The 25,048-nt window shown below is 44.4% G+C and carries 25 protein-coding genes; 15 read left to right on the plus strand and 10 right to left on the minus strand.

Translation table 11 applies throughout. The annotated features are described in order from the left end of the window. The first annotated feature begins 96 nt into the window (after nt 1-96). Genes ribH through AWH61_RS11245 form a run of 4 tightly spaced genes read left to right on the plus strand, consistent with a single transcriptional unit; the run spans nt 97 to nt 2,561 of the window. Nucleotides 97-570: a 6,7-dimethyl-8-ribityllumazine synthase gene (ribH, locus tag AWH61_RS11230; RefSeq protein ID WP_014950088.1), complete on the plus strand. Its 474-nt coding sequence runs from the start codon at nt 97-99 to the stop codon at nt 568-570. 12 nt (nt 571-582) lie between these two features. After that, complete coding sequence (gene nusB / locus AWH61_RS11235) at nt 583-1,005, plus strand: transcription antitermination factor NusB (protein WP_075177087.1); 423 nt, start codon at nt 583-585, stop codon at nt 1,003-1,005. Nucleotides 1,006-1,053: 48 nt separating this feature from the next. Next, nucleotides 1,054-2,019 carry a thiamine-phosphate kinase gene (gene thiL, locus AWH61_RS11240; RefSeq protein ID WP_014950086.1) on the plus strand — a complete coding sequence of 322 codons (966 nt, stop codon included), beginning with the start codon at nt 1,054-1,056 and terminating at the stop codon, nt 2,017-2,019. Nucleotides 2,020-2,060: 41 nt separating this feature from the next. Then, complete coding sequence (locus AWH61_RS11245) at nt 2,061-2,561, plus strand: phosphatidylglycerophosphatase A family protein (RefSeq protein ID WP_014950085.1); 501 nt, start codon at nt 2,061-2,063, stop codon at nt 2,559-2,561. A gap of 135 nt (nt 2,562-2,696) precedes the next feature. Here AWH61_RS11245 and dxs read toward each other — a convergent pair whose 3' ends face one another. The 3 genes from dxs to xseB are packed head-to-tail and all read right to left on the minus strand — an operon-like array spanning nt 2,697 to nt 5,772. After that, nucleotides 2,697-4,577 carry a 1-deoxy-D-xylulose-5-phosphate synthase gene (gene dxs, locus AWH61_RS11250; protein WP_075177088.1) on the minus strand — a complete coding sequence of 627 codons (1,881 nt, stop codon included), beginning with the start codon at nt 4,575-4,577 and terminating at the stop codon, nt 2,697-2,699. Nucleotides 4,578-4,609: 32 nt separating this feature from the next. Then, nucleotides 4,610-5,500: a farnesyl diphosphate synthase gene (locus AWH61_RS11255; RefSeq protein ID WP_014950084.1), complete on the minus strand. Its 891-nt coding sequence runs from the start codon at nt 5,498-5,500 to the stop codon at nt 4,610-4,612. Nucleotides 5,501-5,529: 29 nt separating this feature from the next. Further along, nucleotides 5,530-5,772 carry an exodeoxyribonuclease VII small subunit gene (gene xseB, locus AWH61_RS11260; protein WP_014976981.1) on the minus strand — a complete coding sequence of 81 codons (243 nt, stop codon included), beginning with the start codon at nt 5,770-5,772 and terminating at the stop codon, nt 5,530-5,532. A gap of 410 nt (nt 5,773-6,182) precedes the next feature. Between xseB and pomA the strand changes: the two genes are divergently transcribed. Further along, nucleotides 6,183-6,944 carry a flagellar motor protein PomA gene (pomA, locus tag AWH61_RS11265; protein WP_014950082.1) on the plus strand — a complete coding sequence of 254 codons (762 nt, stop codon included), beginning with the start codon at nt 6,183-6,185 and terminating at the stop codon, nt 6,942-6,944. Further along, on the plus strand, nt 6,944-7,873 hold the full coding sequence (locus AWH61_RS11270) for a flagellar motor protein MotB (protein ID WP_075177089.1): 930 nt from the start codon (nt 6,944-6,946) through the stop codon (nt 7,871-7,873). Before pomA ends, AWH61_RS11270 begins: the two co-directional genes overlap by 1 nt. Before the next feature lie 87 nt (nt 7,874-7,960). Here AWH61_RS11270 and AWH61_RS11275 read toward each other — a convergent pair whose 3' ends face one another. Genes AWH61_RS11275 through AWH61_RS11295 form a run of 5 tightly spaced genes read right to left on the minus strand, consistent with a single transcriptional unit; the run spans nt 7,961 to nt 12,407 of the window. Continuing rightward, entirely contained in the window at nt 7,961-9,217 is a 1,257-nt protein-coding gene (locus AWH61_RS11275) for an SAM-dependent methyltransferase (protein WP_014950080.1), read from the minus strand. A 2-nt stretch (nt 9,218-9,219) separates the two neighbouring features. Next, nucleotides 9,220-9,963 carry a DUF1365 domain-containing protein gene (locus tag AWH61_RS11280; protein ID WP_014950079.1) on the minus strand — a complete coding sequence of 248 codons (744 nt, stop codon included), beginning with the start codon at nt 9,961-9,963 and terminating at the stop codon, nt 9,220-9,222. Then, on the minus strand, nt 9,960-11,225 hold the full coding sequence (locus AWH61_RS11285) for an NAD(P)/FAD-dependent oxidoreductase (protein ID WP_075177090.1): 1,266 nt from the start codon (nt 11,223-11,225) through the stop codon (nt 9,960-9,962). Before AWH61_RS11285 ends, AWH61_RS11280 begins: the two co-directional genes overlap by 4 nt. A 10-nt stretch (nt 11,226-11,235) precedes the next feature. After that, nucleotides 11,236-11,955 (minus strand): SDR family NAD(P)-dependent oxidoreductase, encoded by a 720-nt coding sequence (locus tag AWH61_RS11290; RefSeq protein ID WP_075177091.1) that lies wholly within the window; start codon nt 11,953-11,955, stop codon nt 11,236-11,238. After that, on the minus strand, nt 11,952-12,407 hold the full coding sequence (locus tag AWH61_RS11295) for a nuclear transport factor 2 family protein (RefSeq protein ID WP_075177092.1): 456 nt from the start codon (nt 12,405-12,407) through the stop codon (nt 11,952-11,954). The genes AWH61_RS11290 and AWH61_RS11295 overlap by 4 nt, the downstream gene beginning before the upstream one ends. Before the next feature lie 256 nt (nt 12,408-12,663). Between AWH61_RS11295 and AWH61_RS11300 the strand changes: the two genes are divergently transcribed. The 3 genes from AWH61_RS11300 to AWH61_RS11310 all read left to right on the plus strand — a co-directional run bounded on the left by AWH61_RS11300 (nt 12,664) and on the right by AWH61_RS11310 (nt 14,705). Next, nucleotides 12,664-13,239 (plus strand): LON peptidase substrate-binding domain-containing protein, encoded by a 576-nt coding sequence (locus tag AWH61_RS11300; RefSeq protein WP_014950075.1) that lies wholly within the window; start codon nt 12,664-12,666, stop codon nt 13,237-13,239. Nucleotides 13,240-13,357: 118 nt separating this feature from the next. Further along, complete coding sequence (locus AWH61_RS11305; RefSeq protein ID WP_014950074.1) at nt 13,358-13,969, plus strand: sigma-70 family RNA polymerase sigma factor; 612 nt, start codon at nt 13,358-13,360, stop codon at nt 13,967-13,969. After that, the gene (locus AWH61_RS11310) at nt 13,962-14,705 is read left to right on the plus strand and encodes a ChrR family anti-sigma-E factor (RefSeq protein ID WP_075177093.1); all 744 of its coding nucleotides are present in this window, start codon (nt 13,962-13,964) and stop codon (nt 14,703-14,705) included. The genes AWH61_RS11305 and AWH61_RS11310 overlap by 8 nt, the downstream gene beginning before the upstream one ends. Before the next feature lie 111 nt (nt 14,706-14,816). Here AWH61_RS11310 and AWH61_RS11315 read toward each other — a convergent pair whose 3' ends face one another. Next, nucleotides 14,817-15,581 carry an outer membrane protein assembly factor BamD gene (locus AWH61_RS11315; protein WP_014950072.1) on the minus strand — a complete coding sequence of 255 codons (765 nt, stop codon included), beginning with the start codon at nt 15,579-15,581 and terminating at the stop codon, nt 14,817-14,819. A gap of 186 nt (nt 15,582-15,767) precedes the next feature. Here AWH61_RS11315 and rluD point away from each other — a divergent pair, with 186 nt between their 5' ends. The 5 genes from rluD to AWH61_RS11340 all read left to right on the plus strand — a co-directional run bounded on the left by rluD (nt 15,768) and on the right by AWH61_RS11340 (nt 22,209). Next, entirely contained in the window at nt 15,768-16,751 is a 984-nt protein-coding gene (gene rluD / locus AWH61_RS11320) for a 23S rRNA pseudouridine(1911/1915/1917) synthase RluD (RefSeq protein ID WP_014950071.1), read from the plus strand. 16 nt (nt 16,752-16,767) lie between these two features. After that, nucleotides 16,768-17,523 (plus strand): peptidoglycan editing factor PgeF, encoded by a 756-nt coding sequence (gene pgeF / locus AWH61_RS11325; RefSeq protein WP_075177094.1) that lies wholly within the window; start codon nt 16,768-16,770, stop codon nt 17,521-17,523. A gap of 249 nt (nt 17,524-17,772) precedes the next feature. Then, nucleotides 17,773-20,349 (plus strand): ATP-dependent chaperone ClpB, encoded by a 2,577-nt coding sequence (gene clpB, locus AWH61_RS11330; RefSeq protein WP_075177095.1) that lies wholly within the window; start codon nt 17,773-17,775, stop codon nt 20,347-20,349. 231 nt (nt 20,350-20,580) lie between these two features. After that, on the plus strand, nt 20,581-20,901 hold the full coding sequence (locus AWH61_RS11335; protein WP_014950067.1) for a hypothetical protein: 321 nt from the start codon (nt 20,581-20,583) through the stop codon (nt 20,899-20,901). Between the two features lie 180 nt (nt 20,902-21,081). Beyond that, nucleotides 21,082-22,209: a DcaP family trimeric outer membrane transporter gene (locus AWH61_RS11340; protein ID WP_075177096.1), complete on the plus strand. Its 1,128-nt coding sequence runs from the start codon at nt 21,082-21,084 to the stop codon at nt 22,207-22,209. A 62-nt stretch (nt 22,210-22,271) separates the two neighbouring features. Here AWH61_RS11340 and AWH61_RS11345 read toward each other — a convergent pair whose 3' ends face one another. After that, nucleotides 22,272-23,177: a LysR family transcriptional regulator gene (locus AWH61_RS11345; RefSeq protein ID WP_083605920.1), complete on the minus strand. Its 906-nt coding sequence runs from the start codon at nt 23,175-23,177 to the stop codon at nt 22,272-22,274. Nucleotides 23,178-23,337: 160 nt separating this feature from the next. Here AWH61_RS11345 and AWH61_RS11350 point away from each other — a divergent pair, with 160 nt between their 5' ends. After that, nucleotides 23,338-25,047 carry an L-lactate permease gene (locus AWH61_RS11350; protein ID WP_075177098.1) on the plus strand — a complete coding sequence of 570 codons (1,710 nt, stop codon included), beginning with the start codon at nt 23,338-23,340 and terminating at the stop codon, nt 25,045-25,047. Nucleotide 25,048: the final 1 nt, after the last annotated feature.

The raw sequence follows: 25,048 nt of genomic DNA on the forward strand, positions 1-25,048 counted from the left end.
ACCCGTTTACGAATAGTTGAAGTTAAAGAAACAATCGATTTAGTTTGGGCGCAGTTGTGGTATACTTCGCGCCGTTTTTTCTCGAGGAATGAATCCATGCAGGTAATTGAAGGTAATATCAGAGCAACCGGTAAGAAATTTGCTATCGTTGTATCACGCTTTAATAGCTTTGTAGTTGAAAGCTTACTTGAAGGTGCACTAGATACACTAGAGCGTCACGGTGAAGTGAGTGATGACGATATCACGTTAGTACGTGTACCTGGTGCTTACGAGTTACCTGTAGTAGCTAAGAAATTAGCTGAGAAAAAGTCATTTGACGCCATCATCGCACTAGGTGCGGTTATTCGTGGTGGTACACCACACTTTGATTTTGTAGCAGGCGAATGCAACAAAGGTCTTGCGCAAGTTTCTCTTGAATACGGTGTACCCGTATCATTTGGCGTAATTACAACAGATTCAATTGAACAGGCTATCGAGCGTTCAGGAACCAAAGCGGGCAACAAAGGTGCAGAAGCTGCACTTGGTGCGCTGGAAATGGTTAACGTTATCGATGCTGTTGAAAAGCTTTAAGGTAAACATTAAGTGAAAGTTTCAGCTCGTCGTAAAGCCCGTGAACTCGCTCTGCAAGGCGTGTATTCATGGCAAATGAGTCACAACGATATTCAGCAGGTTGAACTGGCGCTAGCCACCAGTAACGACATGCAAAAGGTAGATATGGCGTATTTCCAAGCTCTGCTTCGCGGTGTTGCACACAACGCAAGTAATCTTGATGCGATCATCAAGCCTTACCTTGGCCGTTTGCCTGAAGAGTTAGACGCTATTGAAAAAGCAATCTTGCGCATTGCGACGCTGGAACTGACCGAGCGCATTGACGTCCCTTACCGCGTAATTATTAATGAGGCGATTGAGCTTGCTAAAGCATTTGGTGCTGAAGAAAGTCACAAGTTCATTAATGGTGCACTGGATAAAGCAGTGCGCACATTGCGCAAAGACGAGCGCGACTAACCTTACCGTGGCGGCATGGACTGCCGCTAAAAGGGTTTAAAAATTACCGTGAAAGAATTTGATCTTATCGGCCGCTACTTTTCAAACAGCGGCCACAAACGCAAAGACGTTGTTATTGGTATTGGTGATGACTGTGCTGTAACAACGGTTCCTGAAAACCAACAGCTTGCCGTTACCACAGATACCCTGGTTGCAGGTGTGCACTTTTTGAAAGACGCACCGGCGAAGTCTGTTGCGTATAAAACAGTGGCGGTAAACTTAAGCGACCTTGCCGCAATGGGCGCAGAGCCAGCGTGGATTAGCTTATCACTGTCATTACCGGAAGTGGACGAAGCTTGGCTAGATGACTTTGTTTCGGGCCTTTATGAGCTAACTCAGTACTATTCTGTACAGCTTATCGGTGGCGATACGGTTAAAGGCCCAATGGCGTTCACGATTACAGCTCAAGGCTTTATACCGCCGGGTTCTGAGCTAACGCGTAGCGGCGCTAAGCCGGGTGATTGGCTTTATGTCACAGGAACGCTTGGTGACGCGGGTGCAGGTTTAGACATCCTGCAAAATAAGCTGAGTGTAAGTGGTGAAGCGAAAGACGTATTGGTAAATCGTCATTACTTCCCAACTCCTCGCGTAGCGGTGGGCACAGCTATCCGACGTATTGCAACGTCGTGCATTGATATCTCTGATGGTTTAATTTCAGATTTAGGTCATATTTTAAAAGCGTCAAATTGCGGTGCAAATGTTCATGTAGAGCGTTTACCGTTGTCACGAGCATTAACAAGCGCGGTTACACCTGAGCAAGCTATCGAATACGCGCTGTCTGCAGGCGATGACTATGAGCTTATTTTCACTGTAAGTGAAGAGCAGCGCGGAAGTCTTGAAACCTCGTTGGCAAGCACAAACGTGAAAGCCACATGTATTGGCCAATTAACCGGTCATAACGGCACACTTTCATTGCTCAAAGACAACGAAAAGTACACACCTGTTAATGTGTCAGGTTACGAGCACGCCTTTTAGGCGGCCTATTTGTCCGACAAAAGCAATAAAAAGGAAAAAGCATGCAGGCTGAGTTTCGCGCTAGAGTGAGTATGAAAAATCCAGTGCATTTTCTCGCACTAGGCTTTGGCAGTGGACTTATTCCTTTCATGCCGGGAACCTTTGGCTCACTTGCTGCGTTGCCCCTACTTATTGCGTGTAGCCAGATTTCCCTAATTTCCTTTATCGCGCTTACGCTGATATTCTCAGTTGTAGGAATTTACCTGTGCGGTAAAACGGCTGACGATATGCAGGTTCACGATCACGGCTCTATAGTGTGGGATGAAATAGCGGGCATGTTTGTGACCTTTCTGTTTGTACCTATTTCAGCGTCTTCTTTGCTTGTAGGCTTTGTTCTATTCAGGCTTTTCGATATCTTAAAGCCTTGGCCAATAGGTATTATCGATAAGCGTTTACACGGCGGTACAGGCATTATGCTTGACGATCTAATCGCTGGCGCCATGGCATGCGGTTGTCTACATTTACTAATAGCGTTTTGGCCTGCCGCATTGGCTTTGTTTTAATTCATTACGAATATTCGCCGCCATTTTGTTAAACTTACCTCAAAGGAAAGCCAGTTGACGGTGAGCAAACTATTTACGAAAAAGCCCGCAAAATAGCGGGCTTTTTAATGTCTTAGTGGTGATTTTAAAGCTTAATTAGTTAGCGCTTAAACTGCTAGCCGCTGCAATAATACCTTCGGCGTCAAGGCCGTGCTCTTTGTACATTTCCTGCTGAGTGCCTTGTAATATAAAGCTATCAGGGAGACCCAACATCTTCACTGCCTTAAGAACACCATTTTGCTGCAAGTGTTCAAGCACCGCACTGCCAGCTCCCCCCATAATACAACCGTCTTCTAGCGTGATAAGAGCGCTGTGTTCACTGGCTGCTTTTAATACTGCGTCGCCGTCTAACGGCTTAATGAAACGCATGTCGATAACGGTAGCGTCAATCGCCTCTGCAGCTTCAAGCGCGTAGGGCAGTAGGCAGCCAAAGTTTAAAATGGCGATACTTTCAGACTTGCCTTTTGATGATTCTCGACACGTACGAGATTTACCAATCTCAAGCTCTGTCATAGCTTCGTCAGGCGTGACACCCATGCCAGCACCGCGAGGGTAACGAACAGCAGCTGGTTTTTGTAGCTTGTGACCCGTGTAGAGCATTTGACGACATTCATTTTCATCTGAAGGAGCCATAACCACAATATTCGGAATACAGCGAAGGAAAGCGATATCAAACGCCCCCTGGTGAGTAGGGCCATCTGCGCCAACAATACCGGCTCTATCAATGGCAAACAATACGGGTAAGTCTTGAATCGCCACATCGTGAATGAGCTGGTCGTAGGCGCGCTGCAGGAACGACGAATAAATAGCAACAACCGCATTCATACCGTCTTTGGCAAGGCCTGCGCCAAAGGTCACCGCGTGCTGTTCAGCGATCGCAACATCGAAATACTGCTCTGGAAAACGCTGAGAAAACTCAACCATGCCTGAACCTTCGCGCATTGCTGGCGTTACCGCCATTAGCTTAGGGTCTTGTGCCGCCATATCACACAGCCATTTCCCAAAGATTGCAGAGTAGGTAGGAGCTGAAGGCTTAGATTTTGGCAAAGCGTTGTCAGCCGGATTGAATTTTGGTACCGCGTGGAACTTGATAGGGTCTTCTTCAGCAACCGCGTAACCTTTACCTTTCTTGGTGACTACGTGAAGTAGCTGCGGGCCGTCAAACTTGCGCATATTGCGTAGCGTATCGACAACACCATTTACGTCGTGGCCATCGATAGGGCCAATGTAGTTAAAGCCAAGCTCTTCAAATATCGTGCCCGGGACAACCATGCCTTTAATGTGTTCTTCTGCACGGCTGGCAAACTCCTTAATAGGAGGTACATTGCTTAGCAGCTTTTTGCCGCCATCGCGTATAGAGTTGAAAAAGTTGCCTGTAAGCAAGCGAGCTAAGTGACTGTTCAACGCACCTACGTTTTCAGAAATAGACATTTCGTTGTCGTTAAGTACAACTACCATGTCTTTCTTGATATCACCAGCGTGATTAAGGGCTTCAAACGCCATACCAGCGGTCATAGCACCGTCGCCAATTACCGCTACAACCTTTCTGTTTTTGCCTTCTTTTTCGGCAGCCACAGCCATGCCCAGCCCTGCACTAATCGATGTAGACGAATGACCAACTGCAAAGGTGTCGTAGTCGCTCTCAGGCGGCCATGGGAAAGGGTGCAGACCATTCTTTTGGCGAATGGTACTCATGCGCTCTGCACGACCTGTAAGGATTTTGTGCGGATAAGCTTGGTGACCTACATCCCACAGCAGTCGATCGAAGGGGGTGTCGTACACATAGTGCAAAGCGACGGTCAGTTCCACTGTGCCTAAACCAGATGCAAAGTGCCCACTGGTTTGGCTTACGCTGTTAAGTAAGTACTCACGCAACTCATCGGCGAGCTCGCGTAATTTGTCTTGGGGCAACTGCCTCAATTTATCGGGTGTTTGCGCAAGCGCAAGCGTTGGGTAATGTTGGAGATCTAAACTCATGTACTTATTATCTTTTTCAACATGGCGCGTGGCTAATGGTCGCGTTTTACCAAAAGCTCGCTAAACGCAATTAAACTGTCAGTATTGTAGGGTAAACGCGCCAATGCTTGAAGTGCATTATCGTGAAGCATTTCTAATTCTTGTTTAGCGCCTGTAATACCAAGTTTGGCTGGAAAGGTATTTTTCCCTAACGCTTCGTCTGACCCCGCGGGCTTACCTAATTTTTCGCTACTGCCTTCCACATCTAAAATATCGTCTTGAACTTGGAAAGCTAGCCCAATATCCGCGGCATAAGCCATTAAGTCAATTTTAGTTTGAGGCAGTAAGCCTTCACTAACAATGGCGACCATTTCAACACAGGCTTTTAACAATGCACCGGTTTTCAATCTATGCAGCTGTTTTAGTTCTTCTAGCGAGATGGTTTTGCCGGTGCTGGCTAAATCGATAGCTTGCCCACCGCACATACCTATGTAACCCGCACTTTTCGCAAGTACAGACAGTAACTGGCTACGCTTTGTTTCAGCATACGTGCTTAATGGCGCATCAGCTAACACTGTAAATGCAAGTGCCTGCAGCGCATCGCCAGCTAAAATAGCGGTAGCCTCATCAAAGGCGATATGGCAGGTTGGCATACCGCGGCGCAAGTCGTCGTCGTCCATGGCTGGTAAATCGTCGTGGACTAACGAGTAGGCATGCACACATTCAATGGCCATACTAATAGCCATTTGGTCTTTTTTGGGCACGTCTAGGGTGTTACCTACTACTTGAACAAGTAGTGGCCGCATCCGTTTACCGCCAGCAAGTAAGGCGTGACGCATTGCGTCTTTTAAGCGCGGCGCGTAATCGGGTAATTCGTCAATTAATGTAAGAAGAGATGCATCAGTTTGCTGTTTAACTTGCTGATGCAAAGCAGAAAAATTCATAGATTGCCTGTTAGTTAAAAATGAACGATTTATGGCTGTTCACTTTCAGGAAGAGGGTGGAGCGTTTCTTCGCCTTGTTCACTGAGCAGTATCTTTACTTTTTGCTCGGCGTTTTCAAGAGATTGTTGGCCTTGGCGGGAAAGTGCTATACCGCGCTCAAATTTTTCTAGTGCTTTATTAAGAGGCAGATCACCGCTTTCCATTTCGTTAACGATAGCTTCTAGTTCTGATAAAGTTTCTTCAAAAGACGCTGATGCTTTTTCTGTCGTCATAAAAACACTCAATATAGTGGCCAAAATACGTATACCGCGCACATTAACCGAGGGTTGCACAAGGGTCAAATGGTTTGTCCGTATATCGCCTATATCACAGTAACATAGCTTTTTTTTCATCCAGTTCAAAAGGCAACATACAAGCAAATTGTGCTATATTCGATGCAGGGTTCACTAACCTTTCAGAAGTAACCGTGTTATTTACTGTGAAGGAAAAAGTAAGGAGCTGAAAAAGCGCTAGGTATTTTAGTTTAGAAAAAAGACAAAGCTGCGCTTTTGCATAGAACCTACTTCATAATAAACAAATAAATGTGATATTTTTCAATAATGTCGTTTTAGTATTTCTATCTTTTGCCGATAGGGTATTTGTACACTAACAGCACTGACTGCGCATAAATGGGGAAGAGTGAGTGGATTTAGCAACCGTCATAGGTATGTTGGGCGCCATTGGTTTCATAGTGATGGCTATGATTCTGGGCGGCAGCTTGGGCATGTTCATCGACGTGCAATCAATACTTATTGTATTCGGGGGAACACTATTTGTTGTCCTATCTCAGTTTACGTTGGGCCAATTCTTCAGTGCGGGTAAAGTTGCTGGCAAAGCATTCATGTTCAAAATCGAAACGCCTGAAGAGCTTATCGAAAAGATTGTTGAAATGGCAGACGCTGCACGAAAAGGCGGATTTCTGGCATTAGAAGAAGCGGAAATTTCAAATGAGTTCATGCAAAAGGGTGTGGACATGCTGGTGGACGGTCACGACATTGAAGTGGTGAGAGAAACGTTAGCTAAAGATATTTCTATGACAACGGAAAGGCATGAGTTCGGCGCTTCTATATTTAAAGGAATGGGTGACGTAGCACCAGCGATGGGTATGATTGGTACTTTGATCGGTCTGGTTGCCATGCTTTCAAACATGGATGACCCTAAAGCCATCGGCCCTGCCATGGCGGTAGCGCTATTAACCACGCTTTATGGTGCCTTTTTTGCCAACGTCGTGTGTTTGCCAATTGCCTTTAAACTGGCGGTAAGAGCTGGAGAAGAGAAGTTAAACCAGAGTCTTGTTCTTGACGGTATTGTGGGTATTGCCGACGGCCAGAACCCACGTGTTATCGAAGGGGTATTAAAGAACTACCTTGCGGCGAGTAAACGCGGAAGCGCAGAGGAAGAGTAATGGCCGAAGAAGAATGCCCAAAATGTCCCCCCGAGGGACTTCCAGCCTGGATGGTAACCTTCGCAGACTTAATGTCATTGCTTATGTGCTTCTTTGTACTGCTACTTTCGTTTTCGGAAATGGACGTACTGAAGTTTAAACAAATTGCAGGCTCTATGAAGTTTGCCTTTGGTGTGCAAAATAAAATTGAAGTAAAAGATATTCCAAAGGGTACCAGTGTTATTGCAATGGAGTTTCGTCCTGGCAAGCCTGACCCTACGCCTATTGAGTCCATTCAGCAGCAAACTAACGAAATGACCCAGCAAATGCTGGAATTTCAGGCTGGTAATGAGGATTCTGCCGGCGGAAGGCAGAAGCAGCGCGGCGAGCAGCGTGGCGGACAATCTCAACAAACTGCTACAGAATCGTCTTCATCGGCTGAACAAAGCACCGATCAGTCGCAAATGGCTGAACTGATGAAAAAAGTAGCTCAGCAGCTCGAAAAACAAATTCTAGATGGTTCGGTGGAAATGGAATCGTTGGGTCAGCAGTTAACCATTCGAATCCGTGAAAACGGTTCCTTTTCGGCGGGCTCGGCCTTTTTGCAGCCCCAATTCCAACCGGTGTTGAGAAAAATAGGTACGCTGTTGGCGGATGTGCCTGGAGAAATCGAAATTTCAGGGCACAGTGATGGCCAGCATATTGCTAATGAACTCTATCGTTCTAATTGGGACTTGTCAGCGCAGCGCGCTGTCGCGGTCGCAGAAGCCATGCGTACCGCGCCAGGGTTTGACGAAAGTCGTATGTCGGTAGTGGGTAAGGCAGATACCGATCCAATTGTAGAAAATGCCACTACACCTTCAGACCGAGCGCAAAATCGTCGCGTTGAAATTAATATTAATCAGGGTAAGCCAATGCTGTCTAAGCCTATATCAGTTGTAGATGAGTAGTGCTTTGACCTAGTGTCAGCTTCAAACAAGAAAGCGGCGCCAAAAGGGCGCCGCTTTTTTTGTCACTACTATCGATAATTAGCGTTGTTAAACACGAGCCAAATCAAGTCTGTAATGAGGCTTTGAAATCACAAGTTGAACGGTACTGATTGTTCTTTCTAAAAAACCACCTTCACAATATTTCAGGTAGTAGGTCCACATTCGCATAAAACGCTCGTCATAACCGTCGTTTAAAAGCTCATCTTTTGCAGAAATAAATGCTTCATACCAATGGTTCAATGTTTTCGCATAGTCAATCCCGATGTCGTGTAAGTCACGAATCATCATATTAGTGTACTTTTTCAGGTGAGCGTTAAGCTGGTGCTGAGAAGGTAAAAATCCCCCCGGAAAGATATATTTCTGAATAAAGTCGACACTATTTGAATAGCTGTCGTAACGTCTGTCATCAATGGTTATTGACTGAAGCAGCATTAGGCCGTCGTCTTTTAAAAGTGACGAGCATTTCTCAAAGAAATTTCCTAAAAATTGTTTGCCTACAGCTTCAATCATCTCGATAGACACGAGCTTATCGTACTTGCCTTCAAGTAGGCGATAATCCTTTTTCAGCAAAGTGATTTTGCTTTCAAGTTCTTCTCGGGCAATCCATTCTTTTGCCCATGCATGCTGCTCTTCTGAAATGGTAGTGGTCGTTACGCGGCAACCATAATGCTTAGCAGCATAGACGGCTAGCCCGCCCCAGCCCGTGCCAATCTCTAGAAGATGATCGGTTTCGCTAAGCTGTAACTTGTCGCAAATGGCTTTGAGCTTGTAATTTTGTGCATCATTGAGAGTTGCATTCGGATCTGGGTATATGGCTGACGAATACATCATTGTTGGGTCAAGGAAGCGGGTATAAAGCTTATTACCCAGATCGTAATGCGCCTCGATATTTTTCTTGGCTTGGTCCTTTGTATTTCGACGTGCAAAGTGTTGAATCTTGTTGATGGGCATAGTCACCCATTTAAATTTATTCTCCCATTCGTCAAGGGTAGATAAATTCCTAGCAAACACTCTTACCACGGCTGTTACGTCGTCACTGTCCCATAACCCATCCATGAATGCTTCTCCGGCGCCCACACTTCCGCCAAGCAGTAAGCGTCGATAGGCTTGTACATCCTTGATATTTACCGTTGCACGCAAATCGCTTTCGTCTGTGCCGAAACGCGCAACGACATCGCCGTTTTCTTGAATGGTTAGACTGCCAAAAGGCAGTTGTTTTAAGCATTGTAGGAATAGAGTTCTACACGCTTTATCTACAAAGGAGACCTCTGAGGTGGTCAGTAGTACAGATTCACCAAAAGACATTGTTATTGTTCCTGACTTTTTTCTGGGTGTGTATACAGTGGCGTTCGTTTAAGCAATAGTTTAAGCGCGTGCCAATAAATTCCAGCCACAGTTTTTATTGTCATACTGGGTATACGTTTAAGTGCCGCAGATAGATTCGCATTATCTAAAGTAAATTTAGTCAAATTAATCCCTGCACTGAACTCTTTGTCGTCTCTTACACAATCCATCGCAAGTGACAGTCTAGTCGACGGCTGCGATATCGACCATTTGTAGGTCATATCCATTGGATTAAACGGGGAAACATGAAAAGCTTTTGGCGTATCGTCTTGAGTATCTAGATTTACAAGGTAGTGATGACGCTCATTCCACGGCGTATTACTTACTTCGGCAAGCATATGTGTATACTTACCTTCGGCATTGCGTAGGTAATAGAAATTCACCGGGCTGAAATACAGCCCCCACATACGCAGTTGTCCCAGCATAAAGACATCGCCTTGAAGCGTCTTCCCTCCGTTTAACTCTGTCATTCTGTCTATTACTGCCTGACCTAGAGGTAAAGAGGGATCACCTAAATAGTCTTCACGCTTGAAACGCACTCTAGCCTTGTCGTATGCAGAGAAGCGTTTTAACGTACTGGACAAGGTTTCGAGTTCGTTGCTCTCAAGCTTTAGCCAAAATAAATAAATGTCATAGTCAAATTTATGCTGAGTAGGCTTAAACCGTTGGTGATAAACCTTACCCTTGTAGATGGCACTTTCTATCACAGGGCTTCACCAAAGCGAGAACAAACATCAAGTGCGCTAGTTACGCCGTCTTCATGAAAACCGTTATACCAGTAGGCTCCACAAAAATGTAAGTTGTCTACGCCACAAATTTCATTTCTTCTTGCTTGGGCGTTGACCATGCTGGCACTGTATTGCGGATGTGCGTACTGATAGCTTCGAAGAATACTCTTTTGGTCTATTTCCGCAGTATTATTTAACGTTACACAGTAGGTGCTTTGTGCTTCAAGGCGTTGAAGAATATTCATGTTATAAGTGACAGAAGCGGGGCGGGCTTCCTCACTTGCGTCTTCTTTTAAGCTGTAATTCCAACTCGCCCAAGCTAATTTTCTTTTAGGCAGCTGTGAAATATCTTTGTGCATCACCACGTCGTTTTCTGCGTAAGGGATATTTCCAAGGATATCTCGATGCAGCGAAGTCGGTGAGTGAATCATTTTTAACGCTTGGTCACTGTGGCACGCAAATACCACATGATCATACATCGCAGCCTTGCCTGAAGAGTCGGTAACCTGCCACTTATCATCGCTTTTCGCTACCGACAGAACGGCCGTCGATAGTTTTATCTTAGACTCAAATGGTGCGATTAAAGGCGGAATGTATTGGCTTGACCCACCTTTAATTGTGTACCACTGAGGACGGTCGGTAATATTGAGCAAGCCATGGTTGTTGAAAAACTGCAAAAAGAACGTGAGTGGAAACTTTCTCGTTTGCTCTAAGCTGCTGGACCAAATTGCGGCGCACATAGGCAAGATATAATAACGTGCAAAGTCATCGCTGAGTTTTAATTCTCTAATGACGTCTTCTAACGTAAGTGAAGAAGTATTACGGTTTTCTGCGACCATCGCTTTACACGCTTTGTTAAACGTCAATATATCTTTCACGATGCGCCAAAATTTAGGCCTCAAAATATTACGCCGCTGTGCAAATAAACTGTTTAAGTTATTGCCGTTGTATTCGAGGTTTGCCTTTTTACTCATTACAGAGAAGCTCATCTCTGTTGGTTGATACCCAACATTTAACTGATTAATGAGCTTTATAAAATTAGGGTAGGTCCAATCATTAAAAACGATAAAGCCTGTATCGATATGGTAAGTTTCCCCATTGTCGCTTATTTTCTTCGTTGCAGTATGACCACCTATATAGTCATTTGCTTCGTACACTGTGATGTCGTGCTGCCTATTTAGAAGGTGCGCGCAGGTCAAACCAGAAATACCTGTGCCAATGATGGCAATCTTATTGTTCATTCATCTTCTCTTATTGTTTTTCTCTCATTGCCAACGACAATCGCTTTTGCAGTGGGGTTGGCAGTATATGCATAAAGCGCAGAATAAAACCAAAGAACCGAGGGAAGAAAACTGTTTGTTTGTTGCCCTCTATTCCTTTAAGCATAGCGTCAGCGGCTTCTTCAGCGCTAATTTTCATTGGCATTTCAAAATCGTTTTTATCTGTGAGGGGCGTTTCTACAAATCCAGGAGACACCGCTTGCACTTTCACGCCTTTGTGGTGAAGGTCTACTTCTAATGATTTTGTAAAATAATGTAGGGCAGCTTTGCTCGCACCGTACGCTTGCGTTCGCGTAAAAGGAAGTAGGCGAGCCATGCTGTCAACAATCACAAGCTTGTCGCCTTGCTTAAGTCGTGGAAGAAGAGCGTCTACACAATGAACAACGCCAAAGAAATTAGGTTCGAATACGCGGCGAAACATGTCTGGCTCGAAGTTGTCGATATCTACATATTCGCAGGTACCAGCGTTGAGTACAGCAATGTCAAACTTAACCGTTGCTAGCGCCCGTCGAGTATCGTCAAGATCAGTGACATCGAACTGGCATGCGCTAATATTATTGTACTTACTGAGCTCGTTGAGTGTGTCTTCATTTCGACCACAGGCAATCACTTGATAACCGCTGTTTGCAGCCTTTATTGCTAATGCTTTACCAATACCCGATGTGGCGCCAGTAATTAGAATACTTTTCACTTTGCTAGCTTCCCTTTAATTTTTTTTACGACAAAACCTAGGATGGGTACGTGCTCATAGACCATTTCGCCCAAGTCGTAATAATCTTTGTGGTAAATAATGCTGTCATCGCTGACACCAAGTTGCGTGGTGCCATCTAGCGTAATTTGCTTATCACTATCTTTCAGCGTAAGGGTCATCGTCCAGTTTGCGATATGGGTAACCTTTGAATGACTTGATGGATGCTCTTTTGAGCCATTGGGCGAGCAAGTAAAAATGTCCGCAATGTCGAACTTACAGCTTTCGGCTTGCGTCAATAAGTTAGAAAAATAGCGTTTTACTTCATCAATGCCATGGTGTGTAGTGATTGGGTCGATAAACAGTATGTCGTCGGCATAGATATGTTCTATGTCGTCTGGAGAAATTTGACATATGTCTGTGTAAATTTTACAAAAGCGTCCAATGACGTCCATGGCCTTTCCTTAACTCATAATTCAAAATCAGATTTGCATATCGGTAATGTCGACGCTTAAAAAAATTCGCGGTTATTTTCACGTTCAAATTGCAAGTCTCTGATATGAAATCTGTTAATGTTTTATTTAAAAACTAAATTACATTAATCGTCGTGCTAAAGATCATGTTTTTCCATTTATATGTGAAAAATTTTCCCATTCGATCCTAATTGTTCTCACTTGCGTAATTATTTTCGTGTTTTCGGAAGTGCTGAGTATGAGTGTAGAACGTTTTCCTTTATTTCCTTTATCTGCGCACCTTTTGCCGGAAGGTAGAATGGCATTGCGCATTTTTGAGCCACGATACGTGCGAATGGTTAAGCAGGCATGTGCTGAAAATAAAGGCTTTGTGATGTGTATGCTTAATGCTAACGGTGACAAAAATTTGAATGAGCATATTCATAAAATAGGTACTTATGCGCAGGTTGTTGACTTCGACATGCTCGATGATGGGTTGCTTGGCATAAAGGTTGCTGGTTCTCATTTAGTTGAGGTAAGTAGCATAGAAGTTGAAAAAGATGGTCTTCGTACCGGTAGTTGCAAGGTGTTAGAACCTTGGCAGTGCGATTTGGCTCCTCAACAAATAGCGCCTATGGACGAGCGACTTAAAGAAATATTTGGAAATTACGAAGAGTTGGCATCGCTTTATGAATCACCAAAGTTTGATTGCCCTAATTGGGTATTAAATCGGTGGTTAGAATTATTGCCAGTAGACGGCTCGCAAAAACAGCACTTTTTAGCGCAAAGAGAATGCACCAGTTTACTGAACTATCTCTCTGCACTAATCGCTTAGTCGTTGAGTCGGATAAAGACATTACAAATTCGTAATCCAATATTAGCGATTTTCGCAAACGTTTTAAGTCATAACGCCGTAGAATGATACAACCAAAACGGAAAAGCGGACGAATCTTATGTTAGTTGGAATTCCTTTGGAACAAAGTAACAGCACAATCAAGCCTAAAGAGTGTGCAACTGAAATGTCTGATTACCTTGTCGCGGTTGCAGACACCCGATGCAAGCGTTCATTTGCGAGAGTGTTTAACTACTTCGCGCCTCGGCTGCGTTCTTATGCACTGAAACAGATGGGTAATGAGGCACTGGCCATGGAACTGGTACAAGATACTATGTCGAATGTATGGCAGAAAGCGCACCTGTTCAATGCAGAAAAAGGTTCTCCGTCAACGTGGATTTTCACAATCGCACGCAACATTCGCTTTGATATGCTTCGAAAGCTGCAGAATAGAAAAGAGGATGTTTGTTCTGACGATCTATGGCCGGTTTTATGCGAACAAACAGCCGATGCAAACGAGGCGCCACTTGACGAACAAGTTACTTTAGAGCAGATTGGCTATTTGTTCGAATCACTACCTGTAAAACAGAAAGCAGTGGTTGAAGCTATCTATATTGATGGCAAGTCACAACAAGAAGTCGCCGATGAGCTTTCAATTCCATTAGGTACAGTAAAGTCGCGGACACGTTTGGCACTTCAACGATTAAAGGTCATGTTAAACGATAATGATTAGGTTTCACCCAAGTGCCCAGCAACTTAAAGATTTTGTTGAGGGCACATTGTCACCTGCTATATCACTGATGGTCTCTGCACATTGTGACATGTGTGAGAAATGTCAGCGTTTTGTTGAAATTGAAACGGAAAGTCTTGCTGCTCAAATGGTTTCGAACGCCAATTCATCGGCAAGCGACAGAGCTGAAATGTCACTTCAGTTTGGTGACATGCTATCCCAAATTACGCAGCTCCCATCATCGAAACAAAATAATGCTTTGATGGAACAGCCCACAGCGTATCGTGAGCCCGTAAAGAGGCGGGCGGCCTTGCAGGCGCAGGCAAGCGCAAATACCATCGAGTTAGATGGAAGGGTATTCACTTTACCCAGAACACTTCACCGCTACATCGATAAGACAGGTAACTGGTCAAGTTTGGTCGGGAAGCTGTGGCAGGCGCCAGTTGACCTTGGAAACCAAGGTGTAGCTAATTTTATCTTTATGGGAAGTGGTGGTAGTGTACCTGAGCACACGCACCGTGGAACGGAATATACATTAGTCATTGATGGTGAGTTCAGTGATGGGCTAAGTCGTTATGATACCGGCGACTTTATTTTCATGGATGGTGATAAAACGCACACGCCAAAATCCGAAGGTAAAGAAGGCTGCCTTGTATTTAGCATTGTCGATCAGCCATTGCACTTTACTTCGGGCCTTGCAAGATTGTTAAACCCTTTTAGTCACTTGTTTTTCCGCTAGTAATCTATCAAGCGAACGCAGTCAATATGTGACATCCAGATACAAAAAAACGCACAAATGTGCGTTTTTTTATTGGTTGCATAAAGCTCTAGCAAAACAGAATAGCCAAATCTAGCTAATAAATTCGCTGTCAGGGTAGTTAAGCTTTAGTGTCTTCATCGCATTGTTACGCAATTCATCTAGGCCAAGCTGCTCATAACTTGAAACCATAATTTCGAGTGCTTGTTGCACTTGAGTGGTATTCGGGAAGTGCTCTATAACATAGCGACCACGGTTTGCTGCAGCGACATAAGCCTGGCGTCTCATGTAGAAACGTGCAATAGCGATTTCATAGCGAGCCAAGCGGTCTTTAATATGAACCATGCGCTGTTTCGCATCTGCGGCATATTTGCTATCTGGATATTGTTGAATCAGTCTGCGGAAATCTTCAAACGCAGCACGAGACTTCGACGGGTCTCTATCCGTACGGTCAATATTCATTAACTCTTGGAAAAGGTTGCTATCTGATTCCATGTTAGTTAATCCACGCATGTAATACGCGTAATCAACATCTGAATGGTTTGGATTCAGACGAATAAATCTGTCGATAGTGGCAAGCGTTTCTTCGTTTTTACCTGACTTATAATAGCTATAAATAAGGTCTAGCTGTACCTGATGGGATAGGGGACCGAACGGGTAGCGCGAATCTAGCGCGCTTAACGTTTGTGCTGCAGCGCTGAAGTTACCTACTTCCATGCTCTGCTTTGCTCTGTCGTACAGTTGCTGCGCACCCATGTTAGCTAATACGGCTTTTTCTTCATTATCTGAAGAGCTACATCCTGCGACAGATACCATAGCACCCAATAAAACGGGGGCCAGTAGACGAAATGATTTCATAATAATTCTATTTTCCTGCTAAACAGTTTTAATACTTCGCTGTCTAAGCTCATGTGTTAAACAACAACACTTTAATTGCATTCTAACGTACTAACGATGAGAAAAACCATACAAAAACGTAAACAAGGCAGTGTACAGCGTGAATACTTGTTATAATACCCTTTTTTAGACGTAATCAATGGTGTTATGACACAGTCGCCGAACACAATACAATTAGAAGCTTCAACGGAAGCTGCGCATTTTGGTTTACGGTTAGATCAGGTTTTGGCTGATTTGTTCCCTGAATATTCTCGTTCTAAGCTAAAAACTTGGATCCAAGATGGGAATGTTGCTGTAAACGGTGAAGTAATCACCGTGCCTCGCCACAAAATGCAAATGGATGAACTTGTTACTGTACAGGCCGAAATGGATGTACAAGTAACGAGCGAAGCGCAAGACATCGCGTTAAACATTGTTTATGAAGATGAACACATCCTAGTCATAAACAAACCAGCAGATTTGGTTGTGCATCCAGGTGCAGGGAACCCAAGCGGTACCGTGCTAAATGCCTTGTTAAATCATTGTCCAGAGATAGACAAAGTTCCACGTGCGGGCATTGTCCATCGCCTTGACAAAGACACGACGGGGTTAATGGTAGTAGCAAAAACAATTCCTGCTCAAACGCATCTTGTTGACCAACTTCAACGTCGGGAAATGAGTCGTGAATACGAAGCCGTTGCCTTAGGTACGATGGTCGCTGGTGGTATTGTAGATGCGCCTATTGGTAGACACGCAACAAAACGTACGCATATGGCAGTACGTGAAATGGGCAAACCAGCGGTCACTCATTTTCGTGTTATCGAAAAATTTCGCGCATACACGCACCTGCGTTTGAAGCTTGAAACTGGCCGTACGCACCAAATCCGCGTACACATGGCCCACATTAAGCATCCTTTGCTTGGCGACCAAGTTTATGGCGGGCGTCCTCGTCTTCCTAAAGGGGCGTCAGAAGAATTTATCGCTGCGCTTCGCGGATTCCAACGTCAGGCGTTGCACGCCGCACAGCTCTCGCTGTTTCACCCTGAAACTGAAGAGTGGATGACGTGGAAAGCTCCCCTACCTCAAGATATGCAGGACTTGCTTAAAGCCGTGAAAAAGGACACCGCGGACAATCCACAAGATATGCTTTAATGAGTAAGGCGAACTTATGACATTGTCAGCTGCGAATTCACCTATTTCATCCACGCTGGATTTGATTACGCCAGCGTGGTCATGTCCCGCAAATGTTGTTGCATACACAACGACAAGAATGGGAGGTACAAGCATAGGTGATTTTGCAGGTTTGAACGTTGGCGCCCACGTGGGGGACGACCTCCTACTAGTGAAAGCCAATAGAAGCCTAATTCCACATAGTGAAAAGATCACATGGTTGGAGCAAGTGCACAGCAACCGCGTGGTGTCATTGCCGAGCGCAGATACCACCGCTGATGCGTCGTATTCTTCTTCAACATCGCATTTTTGTGCGGTAATGACCGCAGACTGCGTGCCCATTTTATTGTGTGATGAAAGCGGTCAAGAAGTGGCGGCAGTACATGCTGGTTGGAAAGGTCTCGATACTAACATTATCGGAAGTGCAGTTTCACACTTTGGCAGCGACGCAAAAAAACTCATCGCTTGGGTTGGTCCTGCAATCAGCGGGCCCTGCTACGAAGTTGATGCACAGTTGGCGAGTAAGTTTCGCCATATAGACGGTGCCATTGCCAATAGCTCTAATAGAGGGAAGTACTTATTAGATCTACCTCTAGTGGCACAGGTGCAATTGCAGCAAGCTGGCGTTGAGAGTATTACACAAAGTAACTTGTGTACTTACACTGACGAACAGCGTTTTTACTCTCATCGAAGAGCTACGCATCAAAACAAGCGCACGACTGGGCGTATAGTTAGCGTAATAGGCCTGCTTTAAATTGTTTCGAAAAAAGGCGGCAGTTTTAGTCTGATCACACAGTTGCGCTAGATCAAACTTCATACATTATTTGTTATCTTTTTGGCTAACTTTTTAATCTCATACTTGAATCGCAATTGAGCAGCCTACATAACTAGAACATAAAGAATACCATTCCGCATAGATCATTACCCACTCAGCGAGAGTTAAAATGTTCGTAATTGCGGCGTGTTACCGCAGGTATAGTTGTTCATTAATTAGGTTGAAATTATGAGACTAGATAGATTTACCAGTAAATTTCAGCTCGCAATATCCGATGCTCAATCACTCGCATTGGGGCGAGATCATCAATACATTGAACCTGTCCATTTAATGACTGCCATGCTAAATCAGCAAGGCGGGTCAGTACGCCCTTTGCTTGACCAAGCAAACATCAATGTAAATGCGCTACGCTCAGCACTGAGCCAAGCTATTGAGCGCCTACCTCGTATTGAAGGCATTGGGGGAGATGTTCAATTAAGTAAAGACAGCGGCATTTTGCTAAATCTTTGTGACAAGATAGCGCAGCAGCGAAAAGACGAATACATCACTTCAGAAATCTTTGTTCTAGCGGCGCTACAAGATAAAGGGCGCTTGGGGGAAATCCTCAAAAGCCTGAATATCACTAAAGAAGCTATTGAAAGCGCAATAGACGACATGCGTGGTGGTCAGAAGGTCACGGATCCTAATGCTGAAGATGTACGTCAGGCGCTTGAAAAATACACGACAGATTTAACCGAGCGAGCAGAACAAGGCAAGCTCGACCCGGTCATCGGTCGAGATGATGAGATTCGCCGAACTGTTCAAGTACTGCAGCGTCGAACCAAAAACAACCCAGTACTCATTGGTGAGCCGGGTGTGGGTAAAACGGCTATTGTTGAAGGGTTGGCTCAGCGCATCATTAATGGCGAAGTGCCTGAGGGCTTAAAGAACAAGCGTGTTCTTGCCCTTGATATGGGCGCGTTAGTGGCGGGAGCTAAATATCGCGGTGAGTTTGAAGAACGCCTTAAAGCAGTGCTTAATGAGCTGGCTAAAGAAGAAGGCCGCGTGATCTTATTCGTTGACGAACTGCACACCATGGTAGGTGCAGGGAAGGGCGATGGAGCGATGGATGCAGGTAATATGCTTAAACCTGCGTTAGCCCGTGGTGAACTTCACTGCGTTGGTGCTACAACACTGGATGAATATCGTCAGTACATTGAAAAAGACGCAGCACTTGAACGTCGTTTCCAAAAGGTATTAGTTGAAGAACCAAGCGTTGAAGACACTATTGCTATTCTGCGTGGCTTAAAAGAGCGCTATGAGCTCCATCACTCGGTAGATATTACTGATCCCGCTATCGTTGCAGCGGCAAGTTTGTCGCATCGTTATATTAGCGACCGCCAATTGCCAGACAAAGCCATTGATCTTATAGACGAGGCTGCGTCTAGCATTCGATTGCAAATAGACTCCAAGCCCGAAGAGATGGATCGTCTGGAGCGTCGTATCATCCAGCTAAAATTGGAAGAGCAAGCTCTGGCCAAAGAAACAGATGATGCGAGTCATAAGCGACTTGAGATGATTGAGCTAGAGCGTGAGCAAGCGGAAACCAAGTACGCAGAGCTTGAGAAAGTGTGGCTGGATGAGAAAGACGCCATGCAGGGCACTCAAACCATTAAAGGGGAGCTTGAGCAGGCTAAACTTGACTTGGAGATAGCGCGACGTGCATCTGATTTGAATCGTATGTCGGAACTTCAGTACGGCCGTATTCCAGAGCTTGAAGCAAAGTTAGAGCAAGCGGCTGAAAACGAAACTCGCGAGACGACGTTACTTAAAAATAAAGTGACGGACGTTGAAATTGCAGATGTGCTTTCGCGATGGACGGGTATACCTGTAGCGCGAATGCTTGAGGGCGAGCGTGAGAAGTTGTTGCGTATGGAAGACGTACTTCACAAACGGGTTGTTGGACAAGAAGAAGCGGTTGAAGCTGTTTCAAACGCAATTCGCCGTTCACGTGCTGGGCTTGCGGATCCAAATCGACCTATTGGCTCATTCTTATTTTTAGGGCCAACTGGCGTGGGCAAAACTGAGCTCTGCAAAGCCTTGGCAGGCTTTATGTTCGATACTGAAGATGCCATGGTGCGTATTGATATGTCAGAGTTTATGGAAAAACACTCGGTAGCACGCTTAGTGGGTGCACCTCCTGGCTATGTTGGCTACGAGGAAGGTGGCTACTTAACCGAAGCGGTGCGTCGCAAGCCATACTCGGTCATTTTGTTGGACGAGGTTGAAAAGGCACATCCAGATGTATTCAATATTCTGCTTCAAGTATTGGATGACGGCCGGTTGACTGACGGACAAGGACGTACTGTAGATTTTAAAAATATCGTTGTGATCATGACGTCCAACTTAGGTTCAGATATCATTCAAGATAAGCACAACGAAAGTCAGTATGACGATATGAAAGCGTCGGTAATGAGTGTTGTAGGGCAACACTTCAGACCGGAGTTCATCAACCGCGTAGATGATATTGTGGTATTCCATCCATTAGGGAAGGAGCAAATTAAATCTATTGCTAAAATTCAGCTTGCCTCGCTTCGTGCTAGGCTCGCAGAAAAAGGATATAAGCTTACTTTGTCTGCCGCGGCTATGGATAAATTGGCCGACGCGGGCTTCGACCCAGTGTTTGGCGCACGTCCGCTTAAGCGAGCGATACAAGTGCAGGTGGAAAATCCACTCGCGCATCAATTACTCGCTGGCGAATTAATACCGGAATCAACCATTCGTATTGATGCAGATGACAGCGGACTTTTCGTTGTCAGCAATTAAAACCAAAAGGCACTGGAGACAGTGCCTTTTTTATTGGCAGTAGATTCCGCGAAAGACCATTAATCGGCAGCTCCATAACAAAAAACGATTTACTAAAAAGCCACTGGTCGAAGAGCGACAGATTACGCTTTCTTGTTTAATGAATTTTCCTAATACAGCTAATTAATTTTCTTGATTTAATAATGATAACGATTATCATTAACTTATTGTTGAGAGGGTTAAGAGGTTGCGATGCAGTTATATAATTCAAACGAAGCGGTAGTTTCTGCGCGCTCAATGCCCCGAGATATAGCTAAGCTTTGTGCGCATTTCATATTATGCATGATTGTGAGCGCAGTCGGTGCCATAGGTACTGGTTTTGCCGTATTTGCATTGAGTGTAAATCAAGCGACATTCTCGCCTGCAGATACTATTATGTCTGCACTTACTGTGTTTTCTCTGTCTTTGTGTTTAAGTTGGTTTTCGCAAAGTTGGGGTAAGACACTTCAATCAATATCATTACTTTCACTTATCGTGTTAGCAACAAGTAGCCTTTTATTATTTTTCTATTGAGCGATTTATGCTCAATATTCTTCATCTCATTACACAATTAACATTCAAAAAGTAAACCTCTGATTATGCGAATTTAGGAAAAAGTTAATATTCTAAACTCGGTTTATCCTCTAAGCACGAACGAATACATTATCCGCCCGTTAACGACATGTTAAATAGTTTCAGCTATTAGGACGAATAATGAAAACAAACAACAAATACACCCTACGCTTATCTGCTTGTGCATTAGCGCTAATTCTTAACCCTTCTCACGGCATAGAGTTGTTCAACGGGAAGGTCGGTAACGAACACGTTAAGGTTAGTGTTGGAGGTTATGCCAAAGTAGATGTCAGGCATGTTGAAGGGGATATTGCTTATCAGGATTATTGGATTGGTAATTTTCCTGGCGGGGAAGCAATAGAGACGTCACATACCGGATTCAATGTAGGAGAGTCACGCTTGAATATGGGCGTATCTATAGGGGAGGTGAGTACTTTTATAGAAGTCGATATGTATGGCGGAGGGGGCAACGAAGCGGTAAGTAACTCTACTAACTTGCGATTACGTCACTTCTTCATCACCTATAAGAACTGGAGTGCGGGGCAAAACTGGAGCACCTTTATGCCGCTTCACGTTATTCCTGAGTCGTTAGATTTTGGTGGTCCTCATGTAGGAGAAGTGTTTGCAAGGCAAGTTCAGGTTAGATACACCTCAGGAAACTGGCAATTTGCCATCGAAAGCCCAGAGACCATTGGGGATGGTGATACCGACGCACCTGCCAATGCCGTAGGGCTTACAGGTGTAGCCGCTGACCCTGATGAGTCTACACCCGACTTTGTTGTGCGATACAATTTAGATAGTCAATATGGGCAATATGCTTTCGGCTCTGTAATACGACTTGTCGATCAAGGAGGGGTTGAAGAAGTTACAGCAGCAGTAAATATCGCAGGCAAAATACCACTTTTTGCAAAAGATGATCTACGTTTTCAATTAACCGCGGGTAAGCCCGGTCGGTATGCTGCGGCCGGCATGACTGCTGATGTTGTTGAGGATCCTGCAACTCAAACATTGGAAACGGAAAGTACGCTGGCTTATACCGTAGCTTATCGCCATTTTTGGACCGAATCCCTCCGCAGCACTGTATTTTATGGAGCAGCTAAAACAGATATTTTGGGGCGCAAACGTTCGCACTGGGCGGTGAATGTTATTGATACGGTAGCGCCGCGCCTTGATGTTGGCCTAGAGTTTGGTGCTTATTCTATCAATGATGACAACATAGACAGCATTGACTCGAATTACATCCAAGCGTCAGCTAAGTTCGCGTTTTAAGATCGCTTCAATTATGTTTAGCGCCATGTTTTTGATGTAAACTGAGATTACTTCAATGTTTATCAATAAAAATAGGCGCTTCTATTGCTAAATGCCTCTTGAAGGTAGTTGACCAGCAGCTTTAGCTTTTTGTCAGGCTGACGCGAACGAGGATAAACGGCATAAATACCCATAGTCTTAGTTACGTACTCGGCAAGTAGAGGCGAAAGCGCCCCATCTTCGATATCTTCATGCACTAATGCCTTGGGAAGAAATGCTACACCCACACCTGCAATAGCGGCTTGCCTTAACGCATCCAAGTTATTTGACTGTATTCGCCCGCCAATTTGAACGTTATGAAGCTCTCCTTCAATATGAAACGGCCAGAAGTCTGGGCCAGTGCTATCGTACTTGTAAATTAAACAATTATGTTCAGTTAAGTCGTCAGGATGATTTGGGCGGCTTTTGTTTTTAAGATATGTGAGGCTTGCGCATACTATCCATTTTGAATCTATAAGGCGTTTAGCAATAAGAGAGGAGTCCTCAAGATGTGCTGTACGAATGGCGAGATCGTAACCTTCTTCAATGATATTGGTAACGCGATTGGTAATTGCAAGCTCTACATCCACCTCTTCGTGTAAATTGCAAAACTCGGCAATTGCGCGATTTAAGACCAGTTTTGCCGATACATTGGGCATAGTAATTCGGATTTTTCCACGCACTTCATCACTGTAACCACTGACGGCATCTTCTGCGTCTTGAATGGCTAAATTGGCGATTCTCGCCTTATTGTACAGTGTTCTTCCTGCATCAGTTAAATTGAGCTTTCGTGTAGAGCGGTAAAGCAATTGAACGTTCAAATCTGACTCTAATCGTGCGATACGCTTACTTACTACAGAATTAGTTAGGTTGAGTTTTTGAGCGACCTTTGAAAAAGAGCCTTCATCAACTACGTTCACAAAAAGGATAATATCGTCTGCTTTTGCCACTATTAGTCCAAAAATGGAAATAAACTTTGTCTTTAATGCATATATATCAACACGTGAGAAATTAGTACAGTCGCATACCTAAATTTTAACCCTGCATTAACATCGATTTTCTAACGTTAGAAACTCGAATAATTAACTAATTATAATAAGAGGAAAACTCATGAATGAGATAACCCTTGGATTATTAGCATTGCTACCTATAACGCTTTCAGCAGTGCTGCTATTGGGTTTACAGTGGTCTGCGAAAAGAGCAATGCCAGTTGTATTAGCAAGTACAGCACTTATGGCACTTTTAGCATGGGATATGTCGGCAGTACGGGTGGGCGCTTCAATTCTACAAGGCTTAGTGATTACAGTATCTGTTTTGTGGATTGTATTTGGTGCAATTTTTCTGCTCAACACATTGAAATATACTGCAGCAATTGATGTTATCCGCCAGGGTTTCACCAACATTTCACCTGATAGAAGAGTCCAGGCAATAATCATTGCTTGGTGCTTCGGAACTTTTATTGAAGGTGCTTCTGGTTTTGGCACGCCGGCCGCTATAGCGGCTCCTTTGCTTGTTGCCATCGGTTTTCCAGCATTGGCTGCCGTACTTATTGGTATGATGATCCAAAGCACCCCCGTCTCTTTTGGCGCAGTGGGAACGCCTATAGTTATTGGTGTAAACAAAGGCTTAGACGGCCAAGCGATCAGTCAGACTTTGCAGGCTCAAGGCTGGCAATGGGAGCAGTTTATTCAACTAATCACCTCTGAAGTGGCAATTATCCACGGAATTATTGGCTCATTTATGCCAGTTTTAATGGCTGTAATGCTCACTCGCTTTTTTGGCTCCAACAAGTCTTGGCGCGAAGGGTTACAAATTCTACCTTTCGCCTTATTCGCAGGCGTCAGCTTTACCATTCCTTACGTATTTACCGGCATTGTATTAGGCCCTGAATTTCCTTCGTTGATTGGAGGATTGGTGAGCTTGGCAGTGGTTGTTACTGCAGCTAAAAATGGTTTCTTGATGCCTAAAACAACATGGGATTTCCCGCCGAAAGCGTCATGGGACAAAGGTTGGCTGGGTAATTTGGAAATAAAAGCAGACGACATAACGTCACAAAAGGCCATGCATTGGGTTACGGCTTGGGTCCCTTATTTAGTTGTTGCACTTTTGCTCGTTATATCCAGAGTGTTTCCAACAATAAAAGAATTTACTACGTCGCTGACACTCTCATTTGACAACATACTGGGTGAAACGGGTGTAAGTGCATCAATCAGTCCGCTATATCTTCCTGGTGGGTTGTTGTTAATAGGTGCATTGGTTGCAGTAATCATTCAAAGTAAAAAGGTATCCAAGGGAGAAGTGTTGTTTAAGGCTTTCAATGATTCCAGCAAAACGTTGCTAAGTGCTGGTTTTGTATTGATGTTCACAATTCCTATGGTTAGGCTTTTTATAAATTCAGGTGTGAATGGCGCCGACATCGTCAGTATGCCGATAGCTGGCGCGCAATTGTTCGCCAATATGTTTGGCGAAGCTTTCCCATTAATTAGCCCTACCATTGGTGCATTAGGTGCATTTATCGCAGGCTCGAATACAGTATCAAATATGATGTTCAGCCAGTTTCAGTTCGAAGCAGCACTAAGCCTTCAATTGCCACCTGCACTAATTATCGCAGCGCAAGCCGTTGGGGCGGCTGCCGGAAATATGATTGCAATACACAATGTTGTAGCTGCGTCGGCAACAGTAGGATTAATGGGGCAAGAGGGAGCTACTTTAAGAAAGACTGTTATCCCAACTATATATTACGTTGCATTTGCAGGTATTTTAGTATGGTTGGGGGTTTATGTGTTTGACGTCGGCGGTCCATTAGTCGGCACAAACTAAT

The organism is Alteromonas sp. W12, assembly GCF_001924945.1.
GTDB lineage: Bacteria > Pseudomonadota > Gammaproteobacteria > Enterobacterales > Alteromonadaceae > Alteromonas > Alteromonas macleodii.

Excerpts from the sequence above, each read along its gene's own strand:
- rluD (WP_014950071.1), top strand. The coding sequence starts at position 15,768 with ATGACACAGTCGCCGAACACAATACAATTAGAAGCTTCAACGGAAGCT.
- AWH61_RS11305 (WP_014950074.1), top strand. The coding sequence starts at position 13,358 with ATGTTAGTTGGAATTCCTTTGGAACAAAGTAACAGCACAATCAAGCCT.
- AWH61_RS11295 (WP_075177092.1), bottom strand. The coding sequence starts at position 12,407 with ATGGACGTCATTGGACGCTTTTGTAAAATTTACACAGACATATGTCAA.
- AWH61_RS11335 (WP_014950067.1), top strand. The coding sequence starts at position 20,581 with ATGCAGTTATATAATTCAAACGAAGCGGTAGTTTCTGCGCGCTCAATG.
- AWH61_RS11275 (WP_014950080.1), bottom strand. The coding sequence starts at position 9,217 with ATGTCTTTTGGTGAATCTGTACTACTGACCACCTCAGAGGTCTCCTTT.
- AWH61_RS11310 (WP_075177093.1), top strand. The coding sequence starts at position 13,962 with ATGATTAGGTTTCACCCAAGTGCCCAGCAACTTAAAGATTTTGTTGAG.
- AWH61_RS11350 (WP_075177098.1), top strand. The coding sequence starts at position 23,338 with ATGAATGAGATAACCCTTGGATTATTAGCATTGCTACCTATAACGCTT.
- AWH61_RS11315 (WP_014950072.1), bottom strand. The coding sequence starts at position 15,581 with ATGAAATCATTTCGTCTACTGGCCCCCGTTTTATTGGGTGCTATGGTA.
- clpB (WP_075177095.1), top strand. The coding sequence starts at position 17,773 with ATGAGACTAGATAGATTTACCAGTAAATTTCAGCTCGCAATATCCGAT.
- AWH61_RS11340 (WP_075177096.1), top strand. The coding sequence starts at position 21,082 with ATGAAAACAAACAACAAATACACCCTACGCTTATCTGCTTGTGCATTA.
- ribH (WP_014950088.1), top strand. The coding sequence starts at position 97 with ATGCAGGTAATTGAAGGTAATATCAGAGCAACCGGTAAGAAATTTGCT.
- AWH61_RS11255 (WP_014950084.1), bottom strand. The coding sequence starts at position 5,500 with ATGAATTTTTCTGCTTTGCATCAGCAAGTTAAACAGCAAACTGATGCA.
- AWH61_RS11300 (WP_014950075.1), top strand. The coding sequence starts at position 12,664 with ATGAGTGTAGAACGTTTTCCTTTATTTCCTTTATCTGCGCACCTTTTG.
- AWH61_RS11245 (WP_014950085.1), top strand. The coding sequence starts at position 2,061 with ATGCAGGCTGAGTTTCGCGCTAGAGTGAGTATGAAAAATCCAGTGCAT.
- AWH61_RS11270 (WP_075177089.1), top strand. The coding sequence starts at position 6,944 with ATGGCCGAAGAAGAATGCCCAAAATGTCCCCCCGAGGGACTTCCAGCC.
- dxs (WP_075177088.1), bottom strand. The coding sequence starts at position 4,577 with ATGAGTTTAGATCTCCAACATTACCCAACGCTTGCGCTTGCGCAAACA.
- AWH61_RS11285 (WP_075177090.1), bottom strand. The coding sequence starts at position 11,225 with ATGAACAATAAGATTGCCATCATTGGCACAGGTATTTCTGGTTTGACC.
- pgeF (WP_075177094.1), top strand. The coding sequence starts at position 16,768 with ATGACATTGTCAGCTGCGAATTCACCTATTTCATCCACGCTGGATTTG.
- xseB (WP_014976981.1), bottom strand. The coding sequence starts at position 5,772 with ATGACGACAGAAAAAGCATCAGCGTCTTTTGAAGAAACTTTATCAGAA.